The following is an 18,459-nucleotide window of genomic DNA, read 5'->3' as shown; positions in this document are numbered from 1 at the left end:
CGTCTGTACGTCACAGCCGCGCCGGTATGTAGGGCGCCGTCGACGGCAGGCCCAGGTCGGACGGCAGCAGGGAGCCGACCCAGCAGTCCCGGCGTACGCCCTTGTTGTTGATCGCGGAGCGCAGGGTGCCCTCCATGGCGAAGCCCGCGCGTGCGGCCACCGCGCGGGAGGCCGCGTTGCCGACCTCGGCGCGCCACTCCACGCGGTCGATCGACACCCGGGTGAAGGCCCAGCGGGAGACGGCGAGCACCGCCTCGGTGACGTAGCCGCGGCCGCGGTGCTCCTTGGTGCCCCAGTAACCGATCTCCGCCGTGCCCAGCGACAGCATCGTCAGGCCCACCATGGCCACCAGGTCGCCGGCGGGCAGGAAGGCGCCGAAGGTGAACATGCTGCCGTTCGCCCAGCCGGCCGGGACCGTCCGCTCCGTGAAGCCACGCGCGTGTTCGAGCAGATACGGAGAGGGGACCGTGGTCCACCGCTGGATGTCGGGGTCCTGACAGGCGGCGTGCACGGCGTCGGTGTCCTGCGGGCCGACCGTGCGCAGCAGCAGGCGGGTGGTGGTGAGCGTGGGGGGTTCCATCGGCCGATTGTGCGCGCCGGGCCCGGCGTACGCCACGGTTTTGCCCTGCGTGCACGCATGATCACGGTCTGCGCATTTCCTCGCCGTCCGCGGCACCATCCGCGGGCGCCGGACGTTGTCCTCTGTGAAAGCGCATGGAGCAGACTGGAAGCGACGGACAACGGCGGAGGTCGCCGTCGCGGCAGCCCTCCCGGGGCGGCGGGGTCCTCGCATACGATGGCCGTTGCTCCGTCACGTCCAATGGAAAACGACCGTCCCAGGCCCGACCGGCAAGGAGACCAACCCCCGTGTCCGTCCTCTCGAAGATCATGCGTGCAGGCGAAGGCAAGATCCTGCGCAAGCTGCACCGCATCGCGGACCAGGTCAACTCCATCGAAGAGGACTTCGTCGACCTCTCCGACGCCGAGCTGCGGGCCCTCACCGATGAGTACAAGCAGCGGTACGCCGATGGCGAGAGCCTGGACGACCTGCTGCCCGAGGCGTTCGCCACCGTGCGCGAGGCCGCCAAGCGCGTCCTCGGCCAGCGCCACTACGACGTCCAGTTGATGGGCGGCGCCGCCCTGCACATGGGGTACGTGGCCGAGATGAAGACCGGTGAGGGCAAGACGCTCGTCGGCACGCTCCCCGCGTATCTGAACGCGCTTTCGGGCGAGGGCGTCCACATCGTCACGGTCAACGACTACCTGGCCGAGCGCGACTCCGAGATGATGGGCCGCGTCCACAAGTTCCTCGGCCTCGACGTCGGCTGCATCCTCGCCAACATGACGCCGGCCCAGCGCCGCGAGATGTACGCGTGCGACATCACGTACGGCACGAACAACGAGTTCGGTTTCGACTACCTGCGCGACAACATGGCGTGGTCCAAGGACGAACTCGTCCAGCGCGGCCACAACTTCGCCATCGTCGACGAGGTCGACTCCATCCTCGTCGACGAGGCCCGTACGCCGCTGATCATCTCCGGCCCGGCCGACCAGGCCACCAAGTGGTACGGCGACTTCGCCAAGCTGGTCAAGCGCCTCAAGCGCGGCGAGCCCGGCAACCCGCTCAAGGGTCTGGAGGAGACCGGCGACTACGACGTCGACGAGAAGAAGCGCACCGTCGCCATCCACGAGTCCGGCGTCTCCAAGGTCGAGGACTGGCTGGGCATCGACAACCTCTACGAGTCGGTGAACACGCCCCTGGTGGGCTATCTGAACAACGCCATCAAGGCGAAGGAACTGTTCAAGAAGGACAAGGACTACGTCGTCATCGACGGCGAAGTCATGATCGTCGACGAGCACACCGGCCGTATCCTCGCCGGCCGCCGTTACAACGAGGGCATGCACCAGGCGATCGAGGCGAAGGAAGGGGTGGACATCAAGGACGAGAACCAGACCCTCGCCACGATCACCCTGCAGAACTTCTTCCGCCTCTACAAGAAGCTCTCCGGCATGACCGGTACGGCGATGACCGAGGCCGCCGAGTTCCACCAGATCTACAAGCTCGGCGTGGTCCCGATCCCCACCAACAAGCCGATGATCCGCAAGGATCAGTCGGACCTGATCTACCGCACCGAGGTCGCCAAGTTCGAGGCGGTCGTCGACGACATCGCCGAGAAGCACGAGAAGGGGCAGCCGATCCTGGTCGGCACCACCTCGGTCGAGAAGTCCGAGTACCTCTCGCAGCAGTTGTCCAAGCGCGGCATCCAGCACGAGGTGCTCAACGCCAAGCAGCACGACCGGGAGGCGACGATCGTCGCCCAGGCCGGCCGCAAGGGCGCCGTGACGGTCGCCACCAACATGGCCGGCCGCGGTACGGACATCAAGCTCGGCGGCAACCCCGAGGACCTCGCCGAGGCGGAGCTGCGCCAGCGCGGCCTCGACCCCGAGGAGCACATCGAGGAGTGGGCCGCGGCCCTGCCCGCCGCCCTGGAGCGCGCCGAGCAGGCCGTCAAGGCGGAGAAGGAGGAGGTCGAGGCCCTCGGCGGCCTCTACGTCCTCGGCACCGAGCGGCACGAGTCGCGGCGCATCGACAACCAGTTGCGCGGCCGCAGCGGCCGCCAGGGCGACCCCGGCGAGTCCCGGTTCTACCTCTCGCTCGGCGACGACCTGATGCGCCTGTTCAAGGCCCAGATGGTCGAGCGCGTGATGTCCATGGCGAACGTGCCGGACGACGTGCCGATCGAGAACAAGATGGTCACCCGCGCGATCGCCTCCGCCCAGTCGCAGGTCGAGCAGCAGAACTTCGAGACCCGCAAGAACGTCCTGAAGTACGACGAGGTCCTCAACCGCCAGCGCGAGGTCATCTACGGCGAGCGGCGCCGCGTCCTGGAGGGCGAGGACCTGCACGAGCAGATCCAGCACTTCATGGACGACACCATCGACGCCTACGTCCAGGCCGAGACCGCCGAGGGCTTCCCCGAGGACTGGGACCTGGACCGGCTGTGGGGCGCCTTCCGGCAGCTCTACCCGGTGAAGGTCACCGTGGAGGAGCTGGAGGAGGCGGCCGGCGACCGGGCCGGTCTGACCGCCGAGTTCATCGCGGAGTCCGTCAAGGACGACATCCACGAGCAGTACGAGGCGCGGGAGAAGCAGCTCGGCTCCGAGATCATGCGTGAGCTGGAGCGCCGGGTCGTGCTGTCGGTCCTGGACCGCAAGTGGCGCGAGCACCTCTACGAGATGGACTACCTCCAGGAGGGCATCGGCCTGCGCGCCATGGCCCAGAAGGACCCGCTGGTCGAGTACCAGCGCGAGGGCTTCGACATGTTCACCGCGATGATGGAGGGCATCAAGGAGGAGTCCGTCGGCTACCTGTTCAACCTGGAGGTCCAGGTCGAGCAGCAGGTCGAGGAGGTCCCGGTCGAGGACGCCAAACCGTCCCTGGACAAGGGCGCGCAGGACCAGGTGCCCGCCCAGACCGGCGGACGCCCGGAGATCCGCGCAAAGGGCCTCGACGCCCCGCAGCGGCGGAACCTGCACCTGTCCGCGCCGACCGTGGACGGCGAGGGCGGCATCATCGAGCGGGACGTCACCGACGAGGACGAGGAGCCGGTGCGCTCCCCGTCCGACGGCCTCACCCGCGCGGAGCGCCGCAAGCAGGCCAAGGGCGGCCGGCGCCGCAAGAAGTGACGACGCGGTCGCCCGCCGCGCGGTAGCGGCGGCGGCAGGACGGTCGGCGAAGGGCCGGGACACCCGAGGGTGCCCGGCCCTTCGGGCTGTCCTCAGCCGCCCTCCCCGCGCGGGGCGCGGACCGCGCCGCCCAGTTCCACGGCGGTGCAGCGCCAGCGCAGGTCCCGGCCGCGCTCCAGCCGGAACGCCATCGCACGCAACTGGTCGCCCGCGCCGATCCGGGCGAAGACCTCCACGGCCCCCGGGCGCGGCTCGAAGTAGCCGATGGCCCGCAGGACGGGATGGGTGCCCCGGGTGCGCAGCGGGCCCCGCTCGGCGAGCCGGGACAGCTCGTCGTAGGCGCGGCCGGCGGTGTGCCGGAGCATCGAGTGCACCGGCCGCTGCCCGCTGAGCACGGCGAGCAGCCGCTCGGCGAACAGGACATCGGCGGGCAGCGGCCGGGAGGCGGCCCGCCGCACGGGGGCGGAGGCCGTCGACGGCCGGTTGTCCCGGGGGCGGGTGTGCGTGGAGGGGGCGGCCGAGGGACGCGGGGGACGGCTGGCGGCGGAGGCGGCGCGAGGGGCGCCGGGGCCGCGCGGGGGAGTACCGGCGGGGCGGGTCTGTGGGGGTGTGGGGCGAGGGGTGCCGCTGGGGCGGGCTTGTGGGGATGTGAGGCGGGAGGCGTCGCTGGGGCGGGTCTGTGGGGGCGTGGGGCGCGAGGCGTCGCCGGGGCGGGCCCGTGGGGGCGCGGGGCGCGAGGCGTCGCCCGGACGAGGCTGTGGGGGTGTGGGGCGGGGGGTGTCGCCGGGGCGGCGGGAGTCGGGGCGGTTGGGTGGGCGGGAGCCGGGGCGGCGGTGCTGCGCCCTGGTCATGACCTTGTGCATGGGATCCCCGTTCGGCGGCCCGAATTACCGGGCGGTAACTTCACTGCTTGCGGACCTTCTACTGGCAGCGGGAGCCAGGAGGCAAGCAGGTGCCGGACGTGACGCGGGGCCACGGGATTCACCTATCCGTGGGACGCGGCCCGGGCCCGGACCGGCCGCCACAGGGGTCGGCCGGGTGAATTCCTGGCGCGAAGTGGACGCTTCCGGCGTCATCCACAGGAACCCGATGGGGGACCCCGATCAGCGCCCCGCACGTATCCTGAGGACTCGCCCGGGGCTCTGCCGACGGAGCCGACCCGACCACGAAAGCGGCCTGCCATGCGCGTCTACGTCCCCCTGACCCTCCCCGGCCTCGCCGAGGCGTACAAGACGGGGGAACTGGGGACCGGACCGCTCCTCGCCTACGCCGTGACGCCCGCCCTGCGCGAGTGGTACCTCTCGGACGACATCGAGGAACTGGAGTACGCGGCCCTCAGCCGCGCCGCGCTGGCCTCGCTGCGCCTGCTGGCCGCGGACGCCGCCGCGCCCCGGCGCCGGGTCGTGGTCGCCGTCGACGTCCCCGACGGCGCGGCCTCGGCCGACCCCGACCGGGGACTGGACCCCGCCGCGCTCGGCGAGGTCCGGGTCACCGGCGCCGTACCCCTGGCCAAGGCGGCCTCGGTGCACGTCGACTCGGCCGACGCCGAGCCGGACGTGACCGCCGCCGCCGAGGCGCTGCCGGCCGCGGACGGCGGGGACGACGACGCCCAGTTCACCGTGGACGGCGCCGAGGACCACGAACTGCTGTGGTACGCCACGCAGGAGATCCCCAACCTCGTGGGGTTCGGCGGCTGACCCGGTTGTCAGTGGCGGCGGGTACGTTCTTGTCATGGGGAAGCAGACAGGGGCGCACATCGTCTGGGACTGGAACGGCACGCTGTTCCACGACAACGACGCGGTCATCGGGGCGACGAACGCGGCCTTCGCCGAGCTGGGCCTGGAGCCGATCACCCTGGAGCGGTACCGGGCGCTGTACTGCGTGCCGGTGCCGAAGTTCTACGAGCGGCTGCTGGGCCGGCTGCCCACCGACGCCGAGTGGCAGGTCATGGACGAGACCTTCCACCGCCACTACGCCGAGCACCGGGTGCGGTGCGGGCTGGCCGAAGGGGCGGCGGAGCTGCTCGCGGGGTGGCGGGCGGCGGGGCGCAGCCAGTCGATCCTCAGCCTGTACGGCCATGCGGAGCTGGTCCCGCTGGTGAGCAGTTTCGGAATAGAGACGCATTTCCTACGGGTCGACGGGCGGACCGGGCCCTCCGGCGGCGGCAAGGCCGAGCACATGGCGCGTCACCTCGCGGCGCTGGCCGGTGTGGAGCCCGGCCGTACGGTGGTGATAGGCGACGCCGCCGACGACGCGCTGGCCGCCCGGCACGTCGGGGCGCGGGCCGTCCTCTACACCGGCGGTTCGCACAGCCGGGAGAGCCTGGAGCGGACCGGGGCGCCGGTGGTGGACACGCTGGCCGAGGCGGTCGAGGAGGCGGCGAGACTGGCGGCCTGAGTGGGCGGGTTCTGACCGGCACCCCCGAGCCGCCCCGCCCTGCGCGCCCGCGCGGTCACCTGCGCGCGCCCGAGCCGTCGTACGCCCCGCGCCCGAGCCGTCGTACCCACCGCGCCCGAGTCCTCGTACCCACCGCGCCCGAGTCCTCGTACCCACCGCGCCCGAGCCCTCGTACCCACCGTGCCCGTGCCGTGGCCGTCGCTGTGCAGAACGTCAAAGTTGCACCCCCGGTTTTGTACACATACGGCTCATGACGACCCCCCTGTGAGGAGCGATAGCCTTATGGCGTGATCAGCGCGATAGTTCGCGGGGGCACCCGTGCCCCTGCCCCGCGCCCGGAGCGCACGGAGCACATCCGTGACCGGGCGGCGGTCGCTGGTCCTCGCGGGCGGGACGGGGCAGCGAAGTTCCCCGGGGCGCCGCACCTCCCCCCGGCGGTGGCACCGATGAGAGCGGCGTCACACCGGGCGGACGCGTCGAACATGGCTGATATGCCCCCGCTCATCTCACCTTGCGGCATAGCGTCGGAGCAGACCGGACACCCCGCGTCTAGGCGTCACGTCGGAAGGCAGGAGACCGTACTTTCCTTCTACGTCACGCAACGGCGCGCGACAGGAGCCAGAGGACAATGCAGACCAAGCTGGACGAAGCCAAGGCCGAGCTGCTCGACAGGGCCGCCCGGGTAGCTGAGAACAGCCCGGTCGGGGGACACCTACCGACCGGGACGACGGACAAGGGCACTCCGGACACCCCGGGAACCCCGGACCGTGAATCCGTGTTCGCGTTCCTCCAGCGCTACTACCTGCACACGGCCCCGGAGGACCTCGGCGACCGCGAGCCGGTCGACGTCTTCGGAGCCGCCGTCTCGCACTACCGGCTGGCCGAGAACCGCCCGCAGGGCACGGCCAACGTACGGGTGCACACCCCGACGGTCGAGGAGAACGGCTGGACGTGCAGCCACACCGTGGTCGAGGTGGTCACGGACGACATGCCCTTCCTCGTCGACTCCGTCACCAACGAGCTGACCCGGCAGGGCCGCGGCATCCACGTCGTCATCCACCCGCAGTTCGTGGTGCGGCGCGATGTGACCGGCAGGCTCATCGAGGTGCTGCCCGGCCCGGCCCACGGCGAACTGCCGCACGACGCGCACGTGGAGTCCTGGATCCACGTCGAGATCGACCGCGAGACCGACCGCGCCGACCTCAAGCAGATCACCGCCGACCTGGTGCGCGTGCTCTCCGACGTCCGTGAGGCCGTCGAGGACTGGGGCAAGATGCGCGAGGCCGCCGTCCGCCTCGCCGAGGGCCTGCCCGCCGAGCCCGCCCCCGCCGACCTGCGCGCCCCGGACGTGGAGGAGGCCCGCGAGCTGCTGCGCTGGCTGGCCGACGACCACTTCACCTTCCTCGGTTACCGCGAGTACGAGCTGCGGGCCGACGACTCCCTCGCCGCCGTCCCCGGCACCGGCCTGGGCATTTTGCGCTTCGACCCGCCGCACGCCGGTGAGGACAGCCAACCGGTCAGCCCCTCCTTCGAGCGGCTGCCCGCCGACGCCCGCGCCAAGGCCCGCGAGCACAAGCTGCTGGTGCTGACCAAGGCCAACAGCCGGGCCACCGTGCACCGGCCGTCCTACCTGGACTACATCGGCGTCAAGAAGTTCGACGCCGACGGCAATGTGATCGGGGAGCGGCGCTTCCTCGGCCTGTTCTCCTCCGCCGCGTACACCGAGTCCGTGCGCCGGGTGCCGGTCATCCGGCGCAAGGTCGAGGAGGTGCTGGAGCAGGCCGGGTTCTCGCCCAACAGCCACGACGGCCGGGACCTGCTGCAGATCCTGGAGACGTACCCGCGCGACGAGCTGTTCCAGACGCCGGTCGACGAGCTGCGCGCCATCGTCACCTCCGTGCTCTACCTCCAGGAGCGCCGCCGCCTCAGGCTCTACCTGCGCCAGGACGAGTACGGCCGGTACTACTCGGCGCTGGTCTACCTCCCCCGGGACCGCTACACCACCGGCGTCCGACTGCGGATCATCGACATCCTCAAGGAGGAACTCGGCGGCATCAGCGTCGACTTCACCGCCTGGAACACCGAATCGATTCTGTCCCGGCTGCACTTCGTCGTCCGCGTCCCGCAGGGCACCGAGCTGTCGGAGCTGTCCGACGCCGACAGGGAGCGCATCGAGGCCCGCCTGGTGGAGGCCGCCCGCTCCTGGGCCGACGGCTTCGCCGAGGCGCTGAACGCCGAGTTCGGCGAGGAGCGCTCCGCCGAACTGCTGCGCCGCTACGGCAGCGCCTTCCCCGAGGGCTACAAGGCCGACCACAGCCCGCGCTCGGCCGTCGCCGACCTCGGCAACCTGGAAGGGCTCGGCGAGGACCGGACGTTCGCGCTCAGCCTGTACGAGCCGGTGGGCGCCGCCCCCGAGGAACGCCGGTTCAAGATCTACCAGAAGGGCGGCTCGGTCTCCCTCTCGCAGGTCCTGCCGGTGCTCAGCCGGCTCGGGGTCGAGGTCACCGACGAGCGGCCGTACGAGCTGCGCTGCGCCGACCGCACCACCGCCTGGATCTACGACTTCGGCCTGCGGATGCCGAAGCGGGTGGCCGGCGGCGCCGAGTACCTCGGGGACGACGCCCGCGAGCGGTTCCAGGACGCGTTCGCCGCGACCTGGACCGGCAAGGCGGAGAACGACGGCTTCAACGCCCTGGTGCTGAGCGCCGGCCTGACCTGGCGGCAGGCGATGGTGCTGCGTGCGTACGCCAAGTACCTGCGGCAGGCGGGCTCGACGTTCAGCCAGGACTACATGGAGGACACCCTCCGCAACAACGTCCACACCACCCGGCTGCTCGTCTCCCTGTTCGAGGCGCGGATGTCGCCCGACCGCCAGCGCGCCGGGCACGAGATCGTCGACGCCCTCCTGGAGGAACTCGACGCGGCCCTGGACCAGGTCGCCTCGCTCGACGAGGACCGCATTCTGCGGGCCTTCCTCACCGTCATCAAGGCGACGCTGCGCACCAACTTCTTCCAGCAGGCGGCGGACGGCCGGCCGCACGACTACGTCTCCATGAAGTTCGACCCGCAAGCCATCCCCGACCTCCCGGCGCCCCGCCCGGCGTTCGAGATCTGGGTGTACTCGCCCCGCGTCGAGGGCGTCCACCTGCGGTTCGGCAAGGTCGCGCGCGGCGGGCTGCGCTGGTCCGACCGCCGGGAGGACTTCCGTACCGAGATCCTCGGCCTGGTCAAGGCGCAGATGGTGAAGAACACCGTCATCGTGCCGGTCGGCGCCAAGGGCGGCTTCGTCGCCAAGCAGTTGCCGGACCCGTCCGTCGACCGCGACGCCTGGATGGCCGAGGGCATCGCCAGCTACAAGACGTTCATCTCCGCCCTGCTCGACATCACCGACAACATGGTGGCGGGCGAGGTCGTGCCCCCCGCCGACGTGGTCCGGCACGACGAGGACGACACCTACCTGGTGGTCGCCGCCGACAAGGGCACCGCGACCTTCTCCGACATCGCCAACGAGGTCGCCGGGACGTACAACTTCTGGCTCGGGGACGCCTTCGCCTCCGGTGGCTCGGCCGGTTACGACCACAAGGGCATGGGCATCACCGCGCGCGGTGCCTGGGAGTCGGTCAAGCGGCACTTCCGGGAGCTGGGCACGGACACCCAGCGCGAGGACTTCACGGTCGTCGGCATCGGTGACATGTCCGGTGACGTGTTCGGCAACGGCATGCTGCTCAGCGAGCACATCCGCCTGGTCGCCGCCTTCGACCACCGGCACATCTTCATCGACCCCAAGCCGGACGCGGCCACCTCCTACGCCGAGCGCCGCCGCCTGTTCGAACTGCCCCGCTCCTCCTGGGCGGACTACGACACGGAGCTGCTCTCGGCCGGCGGCGGGGTCTTCCCGCGCACCGCCAAGGCCGTCCCGGTCAACGCGCACATCCGCGAGGCCCTCGGCATCGAGGAGAAGGTCTCCAAGATGACGCCGGCCGACCTGATGAAGGCCATCCTCAAGGCCCCGGTCGACCTGCTGTGGAACGGCGGCATCGGTACGTACGTCAAGGCGTCCACCGAGTCCAACGGGGACGTCGGCGACAAGGCCAACGACGCCATCCGCGTCGACGGCAAGGACCTGCGCGTCAAGGTGGTGGGCGAGGGCGGCAACCTGGGCCTGACCCAGCTCGGCCGGATCGAGTTCGCCGCGCAGGGCGGCCGGGTCAACACCGACGCCATCGACAACAGCGCGGGCGTGGACACCTCCGACCACGAGGTCAACATCAAGATCCTGCTCAACGGACTGGTCGCGGACGGCGACATGACCGTCAAGCAGCGCAACAAGCTGCTCGCCCAGATGACCGACGAGGTGGGCCGCCTGGTGCTGCGCAACAACTACGCGCAGAACACCGCGATCGCCAACGCCCTCGCCCAGTCCAAGGACATGCTCCACGCCCAGCAGCGCTTCATGAAGCACCTGGTGCGCGCGGGGCACCTCGACCGGGCGCTGGAGTTCCTGCCCACCGACCGCCAGATCCGCGAGCGGCTCAGCAGCGGCCGGGGCCTGACCGGTCCCGAGACGGCCGTGCTGCTGGCGTACACGAAGATCACGGTCGCCGAGGAGCTGCTGCACACCTCGCTGCCCGACGACCCGTACCTCAAGGGGCTGCTGCACGCCTACTTCCCCGCCGCGCTGCGCGAGCAGTTCGCCGACCGGATCGACACCCACCCGCTGCGCCGCGAGATCACCACGACGGTGCTGGTCAACGACACGGTCAACACGGGCGGTACAACGTATCTGCACCGGCTGCGCGAGGAGACCGGAGCGTCGCTGGAGGAGATCGTGCGGGCGCAGACCGCGGCCCGCGCCATCTTCCGCTCGTACCCGGTGTGGGACGCGGTGGAGAGCCTGGACAACAAGGTCGAGGCGGCCGTCCTCACCCGTATCCGGCTGCACTCACGCCGGCTGGTCGAGCGCGGCACCCGCTGGCTGCTCAACAACCGGCCGCAGCCGTTGCAGTTGGCCGAGACGGTGGAGTTCTTCACCGAGCGGGTCGAGCAGGTCTGGTCCCAGTTGCCGAAGCTGCTGCGCGGCGCGGACGCCGAGTGGTACCAGCACATCCATGACGAGCTGACCGCCGCCGGCGTCCCGGACGAGCTGGCCACCCGGGTGGCCGGGTTCTCCTCGGCCTTCCCGACGCTGGACATCGTGTCGGTGGCCGACCGGATGGGCAAGGAGCCGCTGGACGTCGCCGAGGTGTACTACGACCTCGCCGACCGGCTGACCATCACCCAGCTCATGGACCGCATCAGCGAGCTGCCGCGCGCCGACCGCTGGCAGTCCATGGCCCGCGCGGCGATCCGCGAGGACCTGTACGCGGCGCACGCCGCGCTCACCGCCGATGTGCTGGCGGTGGGCAACGGCACGTCGACACCGGAGCAGCGGTTCCAGGTGTGGGAGCAGAAGAACGCGGCGATCCTCGGGCGGGCCCGCGCCACGCTGGAGGAGATCCGCAGTTCGGACGCGTTCGATCTGGCCAACCTGTCGGTGGCGATGCGGACGATGCGGACGCTGCTGCGGACGCATTCGTAGGTTTCGTGTCCTGTCGCGAACGGCGGCCGTCCTGTGGGGCGGCCGCCGTTCGCGTACTTGTACTGCTTGCGCTGACCACCGGTCACGGAGATGCGGTGGTACGTCCGGATGTCGAGTCGGGTGCCTGGCTCTGGGCGGGGGCGGAGTCGGGGGTGGGCTTGGGCTTCGGCTTGGCCTTGGGCTTCGGCTTCGGCTTGTCGGGGCCGCCGGTGAAGGTCTCGTACTCCTTGAGTACCTCGTCCGTAGGGCCGTCCATCCGCAGCTCGCCGCGCTCCAGCCACAGCACCCGGTCGCAGGTGTCGCGGATCGACTTGTTGCTGTGGCTGACCAGGAAGACCGTGCCCGCGTGCTTGCGCAGCTCCCGGATGCGGGCCTCCGAACGCTTCTGGAAGGAGCGGTCGCCGGTCGCCAGGGCCTCGTCGATGAGCAGGACGTCGTGGTCCTTGGCGGCGGCGATGGAGAAGCGCAGGCGGGCCGCCATGCCGGAGGAGTAGGTGCGCATCGGGAGGGTGATGAAGTCGCCCTTCTCGTTGATGCCGGAGAAGTCGACGATGTCCTGGTAGCGCTCCTTGATCTGCTCGCGGGACATGCCCATGGCGAGGCCGCCGAGGTAGACGTTGCGCTCGCCGGTCAGGTCGTTCATCAGCGCCGCGTTGACGCCGAGCAGGGAGGGCTGGCCGTCCGTGTAGATGCGGCCGTTCTCCACCGGCAGCAGGCCCGCGACGGCCTTGAGCAGTGTCGACTTGCCGGAACCGTTGGTGCCGATCAGCCCGATCGCCTCACCCCGGTACGCGGTGAACGACACGTTCCGCACCGCGTGCACCTTGCGTACGCCGGACGCCTTCTCGGTCTGCTTGCGGCGCAGCATCCGGTTGAGGGCGGCGGTGGCGGAACCGCGGCCGGCGCCGGTGCCGTTGACCCGGTAGACGATGTCCACGCGGTCGGCGATGACGGTGGGGATCGGGCCGCCGGCGGCGGAGCCGGTGGTGCCGGTCGTCGCGGCCGGGTGCGGGTTCGGGTGTGTGTTCGGGTTCGTCGTCATGCTCGTCGTGTCAGCCACGGCCGTACGTCTCCTCAGCCTTCCAGAAGTAGATGAAGCCGCCGACGCCGGCCAGCAGCGCCCAGCCCAGGGCGAGCAGCCACACGTGGTCCGGGAGCTGGCTCGCGTGGAAGCTGTCGATGAGGGCGAACCGCATCAGGTCGATGTAGACGGCGGCCGGGTTGGCCTGGAGCACGGGGGCGACCCAGGACGGCAGGTCGCTGTGCTTGCCGACGAGCTGGTCGATGCTCCACATCACGCCGGAGACGTACATCCAGGTGCGCAGCGCGAAGGGCATGAGCTGGGCGATGTCGGGGAGCTTGGCGCCGAGCCGGGCCATGATCATCGAGACGCCGGCGTTGAACGTGAACTGGAGCACCAGCGCCGGTATCGCCAGCACCCAGGAGGCGGCCGGCGGCACGCCGAAGGCCAGCAGGATGACGACCAGGGCGGCCATCGAGAACAGCAACTGCTGCAACTGCTGGAGGCAGAACGAGACCGGCAGCGCCGCCCGCGGGAAGTGCAGCGCCCGCACCAGGCCGAGGTTGCCGGAGATCGCCCGGGTGCCCGCCATGATCGAACTCTGCGTGAAGGTCCAGATGAACACGCCCGTCACCAGGAACGGAACGTAGTCCGGGATGCCCTTCTTGGTGCCCAGTAGCACGCCGAAGATCAGGAAGTACACCGCCGCGTTCAGCAGCGGGGTCATGACCTGCCAGACCTGGCCGAGCTTCGCCTGGCTGTACTGGGCGGTGAGCTTGGCGGTGGCGAAGGCGCCGATGAAGTGCCGGCGCGCCCAGAGCTGTCGGACGTACTCCGGCAGCGAGGGGCGGGCGCCGCTGACCGACAGGCCGTGCCGGGCGGCGAGGGCCGCGAGGTCTTCTTCGGCGGCCGGTGGGGCCGTCGTCGGGGGCGGTGTGTGGAGGACCTGGCTCACATCCGCTGCTTTCGCTCGGGGGAGGGGCGAGACGGGGAGTGCGCGGACGATCACGGTGGATTACGTCGGGACGGCACCGTATCGTCGCAACGGGAGCGTACGACCAGTCGACGTCGGAACGCAACCGTTTCGTCGTAACGCGGGCAGCGCCGGGACGCGACCGTATCGTCGTGACGCCCGTCGACCGGCGGAACGTGAGCGTGTCGGTCGGGACGGGCCCGTCCCGTCGTGACGTCCGCGTCGCCGGAACGCAACCGTTTCGTCGTCACCCTCCCGACGTCGGAACGCAACCGTTTCGTCGCAACGCCCCTATGCTTGGTACGCATGACGACGAACCCCGACGAGCCCCAGTCGCCTCCGCGCCGCCGGGCCCCCGCGGGGGCGGCCGTACTGCGCCAGGAGGTGACGGAAGCCATCCGGGCGGCCGTCTTCGAGGAACTCGCGGCGGTCGGCTACGCGCGGATGTCCATCGAGGGGATCGCGCGCCGCGCGGGTGTGGGCAAGACCGCGGTGTACCGGCGCTGGCGCTCCAAACTGCACCTCGTGCTGGACATCGTCTCCGCGCTCGCGGTGCAGGGCCTGCCCGCGCCGGACACCGGCACCCTGGAGGGCGACCTGCGGCTGCTGTACGAGGTGACGTCCCGGGCGCTGCGGCACCCGGTCGCCTCGCAGATCATCCCCGACCTCCAGGCCGAGGCGGCCCGCAACCCCGAGATCGCCGAGGCCCTGCAGAAGGCCCTGCGCGAGGGCCAGGAGGGCGTCGCCAGCAAGATCCTGGCGGCGGCGGACCGGCGCGGTGAGCTCCGCGACGACTTCGACGAGGACCTGGCCCTCGACCTGATCTCGGGGCCGCTGTACTGGCGCTCGGTCGTGATCCGCGACCGGAAGCTGCCCAAGGGCTACCTGGCGGCCCTGACCCGCTCGACGGCGGCGGCCCTCAAGGCGCTGTAGCCGCGCGGTGGCGGCTGTGGGCGCCCGGGGCGCCCAGGAGCCGTCGTAGGCGCCGACACGCCCCCCGGCCTCGCCCCGCCCCCCGCCGCACGCTCAGTCCCGGCCCGCCTCCGGGTGCCGGTGGAGCCAGCCTGCCCACGCCGACGTGATCATGTCCTGGACGTCGTACTTGGCCTTCCAGCCCAGTTCGGCGGCGGCCCGGTCGGCGGAGGCGACGACGCGGGCCGGGTCGCCGGGGCGGCGGTCGGTGACCGCCGGAGGCCGCTCGTGACCGGTGACGGCGTTGACGCGGTCGATCATCTCGCGGACGGAGACGCCCTCGCCGCGTCCGATGTTCAGGGTGAGGGCGGTGCCCGGCGCGGAGCGCAGCGCGCGGGCGGCGGCGACGTGGGCGTCGGCCACGTCCAGGACGTGGATGTAGTCCCGTACGCAGGTGCCGTCGGGGGTCGGGTAGTCGTCGCCGAAGATGCGCGGGGGCGCGCCCGCGGTCAGTTGCTCGAAGACCATGGGGACCAGGTTGGAGACGCCGGTGTCGGCCAGCTCGGGGGCGCCCGCGCCGGCCACGTTGAAGTAGCGCAGCGACGCCGTGGACAGTCCCGTGGCCCGGCCGGTGGCGCGGACCAGCCACTCGCCCGCGAGCTTGGTCTCGCCGTAGGGCGACAGCGGCACGCAGGGCGTCTCCTCGGTGACCAGGTCCACGTCCGGCATCCCGTACACCGCCGCCGAGGACGAGAAGACGAACGAGGGCACCCCGGCCGCGGTGACCGCCTCCAGCAGGACGCGCAGGCCCTCGACGTTGTCCCGGTAGTAGCGCAGCGGCTGCTCCATCGACTCGCCGACCTGCTTCTTCGCCGCGAGGTGGACGACGCCGGTGACGTGGTGGTCGGTGAGGGCGCGGCGGACCCGTTCGCCGTCCAGGATGGAGCCCACCACCAGGGGGACGCCGTCGGGCACGCGCTCGGCGATGCCGGTGGACAGGTCGTCGTACACCACCGCCTGTTCGTCCGCCTCGGTGAACGCCCGTACGACGTGCGCTCCGATGTAACCGGCGCCGCCGGTGATCAGCCAGGTCATGGTGGCCGTCCCCTCGTCAGTTGCACAGGGCCTGGTGCAATGGTGATCCAGTGGTGGTCGCCCTCAGTCAACCAGGCGCTGGCAACTGCCGCGGACGATCATGGTGGCGCCCCGCGGTCCGGGCCCGGGCGGGAGCCTCAGGGCGTGGCCGAGTCCAGGGCGGCGGTGAGCCGGTCCAGGCGGGCGCGCAGGTCCTGGATCTCGTCGAGGTCGAAGCCGGTCGCGGCGGCGATCCGGCGGGGCACCTCCGCCGCCCGCTCGCGCAGCGCGAGGCCCTCCCCGGTGGGCCGCACCCGCACCGAGCGCTCGTCGTGCGCGCTGCGCTCCCGCTGCACCAGCCCGGCCGCCTCCAGCCGCTTGAGCAGGGGCGACAGCGTGCCGGAGTCGAGCCGCAGATGTTCGCCGAGCCGCTTCACCGGCAGCTCGCCGTGCTCCCAGAGCACCAGCATCACCAGGTACTGCGGGTAGGTCAGCCCGAGGTCCTTGAGGATCACGCGGTAGACGCCGCCGAAGGCGCGCGAGGCGGCGTTCAGCGAGAAGCAGATCTGCTGGTCGAGGCGGAGCCAGTCCGCTGCGGGCGTGGTCATGCCTCCAGGGTAGCCGCACGGGCCGATGAGCAATTCAATTGCGCACAACTCAATTGCGTGCTCTACTGGAGTCCGTCAGGTCGTCAGGACACCTCTCCCCTTCGAGGACGGTTTGCCATGAACCCGCTCTACACCGCCGCAGCCACCGCCACCCACGGCCGCGAGGGCCGCGCCGTCACCTCCGACGGCAAGCTGGACCTCGACCTCAGCGCCCCGGTCGAGCTGGGCGGCGACGGACGGGGCACCAACCCGGAGCAGTTGTTCGCCGCCGGGTACGCGGCCTGCTTCGGCAGCGCCCTCGGTGTCGTCGGCCGCCAGGCCAAGGTCGACGTCAGCGACGCCGCCGTGACCGCCGAGGTGGTCCTCGGCAAGGAGGGCGAGGGCTTCGCGCTCGCCGTCACCCTCCGCGTCGAGCTGCCCGACGGCCTCGACGAGGAGACCGGCCGCAAGCTGGTCGAGCAGGCCCACCAGGTCTGCCCGTACTCCAACGCCACCCGCGGCAACATCCCGGTCGACCTCGTCATCGAGTAACGGCGACCGGGCACGGACGGAGGACGGCACCGGTCACCGCTGGTCCCGGTTACCCACCCGCGCCAGCACCTCCCCCGTCCGCCTGCTCCACGCCACCACCACCGCCTCCTCGGGCACCGGGTGCCAGCGCGTCAGCAGCAGCCAGCGCACGTCGTAGCGGCGGGCGATGGCGGCCCGCTCGGCGCGGGTGGAGTCACCGGCGAGATAGGCGGCCACGTCGGCCAGGCGCCGCCTGCGCTCCCGCTCGTCGAGGGACGGGTCGGGCCAGGCGGGCGCGGCCAGGTTCGGCCCGTACCCGGCGATGGCGTGCACGGCGTAGTAGCCGTCGGTGATCACCACCTCGCCCGGCGCCATGTGCCGGGCCGCCCAGGTGTACGTCGGCCAGTGCGGCGGCTGCAGGAAGCCGACCGGGTCGAGGGCGCGCGGCACCACCGCCCCCGCCTGCACGGTGAGGAACCCGAGGCAGGCCCCGGCCGCCGCCGCGCACCCGAGCACCCTCCGCCCCGCCCGCCACGGCCGGGGCGCCGCCAGCTCCACCGCGAGGGCGAACTGGAGCGGCACCAGGGTCAGCCCGAGGATGCGGCCGTAGGTGTAGTGGCCGCTGACCCAGCCGTACGCCACCACCAGGCAGTCCAGGGCGAACATCAGCACGAGCGGGTCCCGGGCCGAGCGGCGTCCGCGCAGCCACAGCGCCGGCAGCCCGACCGCCACGGCCAGCCAGAACTGCCCGGCGAGACGCAGGTAGAGGACGCGGTGCATCCCGTCCACGCTGTCGTTCCCGGCCAGCGTGAGCACGTCGTACCAGGGCCAGGACAGTGCGACCGCCAGGGCCGTCGCCGCCGTCACCGCCCAGCGGCCCAGCACCGCCCGGTCCCAGCGCCGCTGCCACCCGGCGACCAGCGCCACCGCGCCGATCACCGCCGCCACCGCGGTGATCGGGTGGACCAGCGCGATCAGCCCGTACAGCGCGCCCACCCCGGCGTACCCCGCGAAGCCGCGCAGGCCGCTGGGGCCCACGTACCGCACCCGGCGGGTGTCGCGGGCCCGGGGGCCGGTCAGCGACCAGGCCCAGAAGGTCAGGCCGATCGCACAGGTGGACGGATAGCCGAGGTTGCCGGTCAGGGACATCAGGCCCAGGTAGCCGCTCCACCAGGCCCGTTCGGTGCCCCACAGCAGCGTCATCGCGGCCAGCGCCAGCACCGGCGCCCACGGCCGGGGCGACAGCACCCGGACGAACCGGCCGATGCCGGTGAGCAGCACCAGCAGGTTCACCGGACCGGCCAGCCGCACCACCGCCCAGCCGCTCAGCCCGGTCAGCCGGGCGAGGGCGCCCTCGGCGACGGCGTACGGGGAGTAGTACGCGCTGCCCGCGCCGGGCAGGTCGGCCATCGGGTGCCGGGGGCGCAGCAGGTGCGCCTTGAGGCGTTCGACCACGGCGGCGTGCTGCCCGGCGTCGCAGCACAGCGGCACCCGCCAGTAGGCCAGCGACATCACCAGGAAGAACAGGAAACCGAACACCTGGTACGGGGTGGGGCGCCAGGTGCCGCCGCCGCACAGCGCCGTCGCGCCGCGCACGGTCCGCCGGACGAGGACTCCGGCGCTCACCGGACTGATCGCAAGGGGAGCGTCTGGGGCATTTGCGGTATGTTCCCGGCCGCGTCAGCGGCATGACCCCAGG

13 protein-coding genes are annotated in these 18,459 nt (G+C 71.5%); 6 read left to right on the top strand and 7 right to left on the bottom strand.

What is annotated here, in order from left to right; genetic code table 11:
- Positions 1-10 precede the first annotated feature (10 nt).
- Positions 11-580: a GNAT family N-acetyltransferase gene (locus tag IE316_RS04145; protein WP_190202695.1), complete on the bottom strand. Its 570-nt coding sequence runs from the start codon at positions 578-580 to the stop codon at positions 11-13.
- A 287-nt stretch (positions 581-867) separates the two neighbouring features.
- On the opposite strand from IE316_RS04145, the gene secA reads away from it, so the two are divergent.
- The gene (secA, locus tag IE316_RS04140; RefSeq protein ID WP_190202694.1) at positions 868-3,687 is read left to right on the top strand and encodes a preprotein translocase subunit SecA; all 2,820 of its coding nucleotides are present in this window, start codon (positions 868-870) and stop codon (positions 3,685-3,687) included.
- A gap of 92 nt (positions 3,688-3,779) precedes the next feature.
- Here secA and IE316_RS36375 read toward each other — a convergent pair whose 3' ends face one another.
- The gene (locus tag IE316_RS36375; protein WP_434094272.1) at positions 3,780-4,145 is read right to left on the bottom strand and encodes an Rv3235 family protein; all 366 of its coding nucleotides are present in this window, start codon (positions 4,143-4,145) and stop codon (positions 3,780-3,782) included.
- A gap of 723 nt (positions 4,146-4,868) precedes the next feature.
- Here IE316_RS36375 and IE316_RS04130 point away from each other — a divergent pair.
- From IE316_RS04130 to IE316_RS04120, 3 genes are all read left to right on the top strand, one after another.
- Positions 4,869-5,384 (top strand): DUF6912 family protein, encoded by a 516-nt coding sequence (locus IE316_RS04130; protein ID WP_190202692.1) that lies wholly within the window; start codon positions 4,869-4,871, stop codon positions 5,382-5,384.
- A 34-nt stretch (positions 5,385-5,418) separates the two neighbouring features.
- Positions 5,419-6,084, top strand: coding sequence for an HAD family hydrolase (locus IE316_RS04125; RefSeq protein WP_190202691.1), 666 nt, complete (start codon positions 5,419-5,421; stop codon positions 6,082-6,084).
- Between the two features lie 628 nt (positions 6,085-6,712).
- Positions 6,713-11,662: an NAD-glutamate dehydrogenase gene (locus tag IE316_RS04120; RefSeq protein WP_190202690.1), complete on the top strand. Its 4,950-nt coding sequence runs from the start codon at positions 6,713-6,715 to the stop codon at positions 11,660-11,662.
- A gap of 82 nt (positions 11,663-11,744) precedes the next feature.
- Here IE316_RS04120 and IE316_RS04115 read toward each other — a convergent pair whose 3' ends face one another.
- On the bottom strand, positions 11,745-12,722 hold the full coding sequence (locus tag IE316_RS04115; RefSeq protein ID WP_308438887.1) for an ABC transporter ATP-binding protein: 978 nt from the start codon (positions 12,720-12,722) through the stop codon (positions 11,745-11,747).
- Positions 12,715-13,638 (bottom strand): ABC transporter permease, encoded by a 924-nt coding sequence (locus IE316_RS04110; RefSeq protein ID WP_190202689.1) that lies wholly within the window; start codon positions 13,636-13,638, stop codon positions 12,715-12,717. Before IE316_RS04110 ends, IE316_RS04115 begins: the two co-directional genes overlap by 8 nt.
- 324 nt (positions 13,639-13,962) lie before the next feature.
- Here IE316_RS04110 and IE316_RS04105 point away from each other — a divergent pair, with 324 nt between their 5' ends.
- On the top strand, positions 13,963-14,589 hold the full coding sequence (locus tag IE316_RS04105; RefSeq protein ID WP_190202688.1) for a TetR/AcrR family transcriptional regulator: 627 nt from the start codon (positions 13,963-13,965) through the stop codon (positions 14,587-14,589).
- A 93-nt stretch (positions 14,590-14,682) separates the two neighbouring features.
- Here IE316_RS04105 and galE read toward each other — a convergent pair whose 3' ends face one another.
- Both galE and IE316_RS04095 read right to left on the bottom strand, forming a co-directional pair.
- Positions 14,683-15,663 carry a UDP-glucose 4-epimerase GalE gene (gene galE / locus IE316_RS04100; RefSeq protein ID WP_190202687.1) on the bottom strand — a complete coding sequence of 327 codons (981 nt, stop codon included), beginning with the start codon at positions 15,661-15,663 and terminating at the stop codon, positions 14,683-14,685.
- Positions 15,664-15,800: 137 nt separating this feature from the next.
- Positions 15,801-16,250, bottom strand: coding sequence for a MarR family winged helix-turn-helix transcriptional regulator (locus IE316_RS04095; RefSeq protein WP_190202686.1), 450 nt, complete (start codon positions 16,248-16,250; stop codon positions 15,801-15,803).
- A gap of 117 nt (positions 16,251-16,367) precedes the next feature.
- Between IE316_RS04095 and IE316_RS04090 the strand changes: the two genes are divergently transcribed.
- On the top strand, positions 16,368-16,781 hold the full coding sequence (locus IE316_RS04090) for an organic hydroperoxide resistance protein (RefSeq protein ID WP_190202685.1): 414 nt from the start codon (positions 16,368-16,370) through the stop codon (positions 16,779-16,781).
- A gap of 33 nt (positions 16,782-16,814) precedes the next feature.
- On the opposite strand, the gene IE316_RS04085 is transcribed toward IE316_RS04090, so the two are convergent.
- A complete protein-coding gene (locus tag IE316_RS04085) occupies positions 16,815-18,386 on the bottom strand; it encodes a hypothetical protein (RefSeq protein ID WP_190202684.1) in 1,572 nt (523 codons plus the stop codon).
- Positions 18,387-18,459 lie beyond the last annotated feature (73 nt).

The sequence above is a fragment of the Streptomyces fumanus genome (genome assembly GCF_014655295.1).
Lineage (GTDB): Bacteria > Actinomycetota > Actinomycetes > Streptomycetales > Streptomycetaceae > Streptomyces > Streptomyces fumanus.
This window is presented reverse-complemented; position numbering and strand designations above follow the sequence as displayed.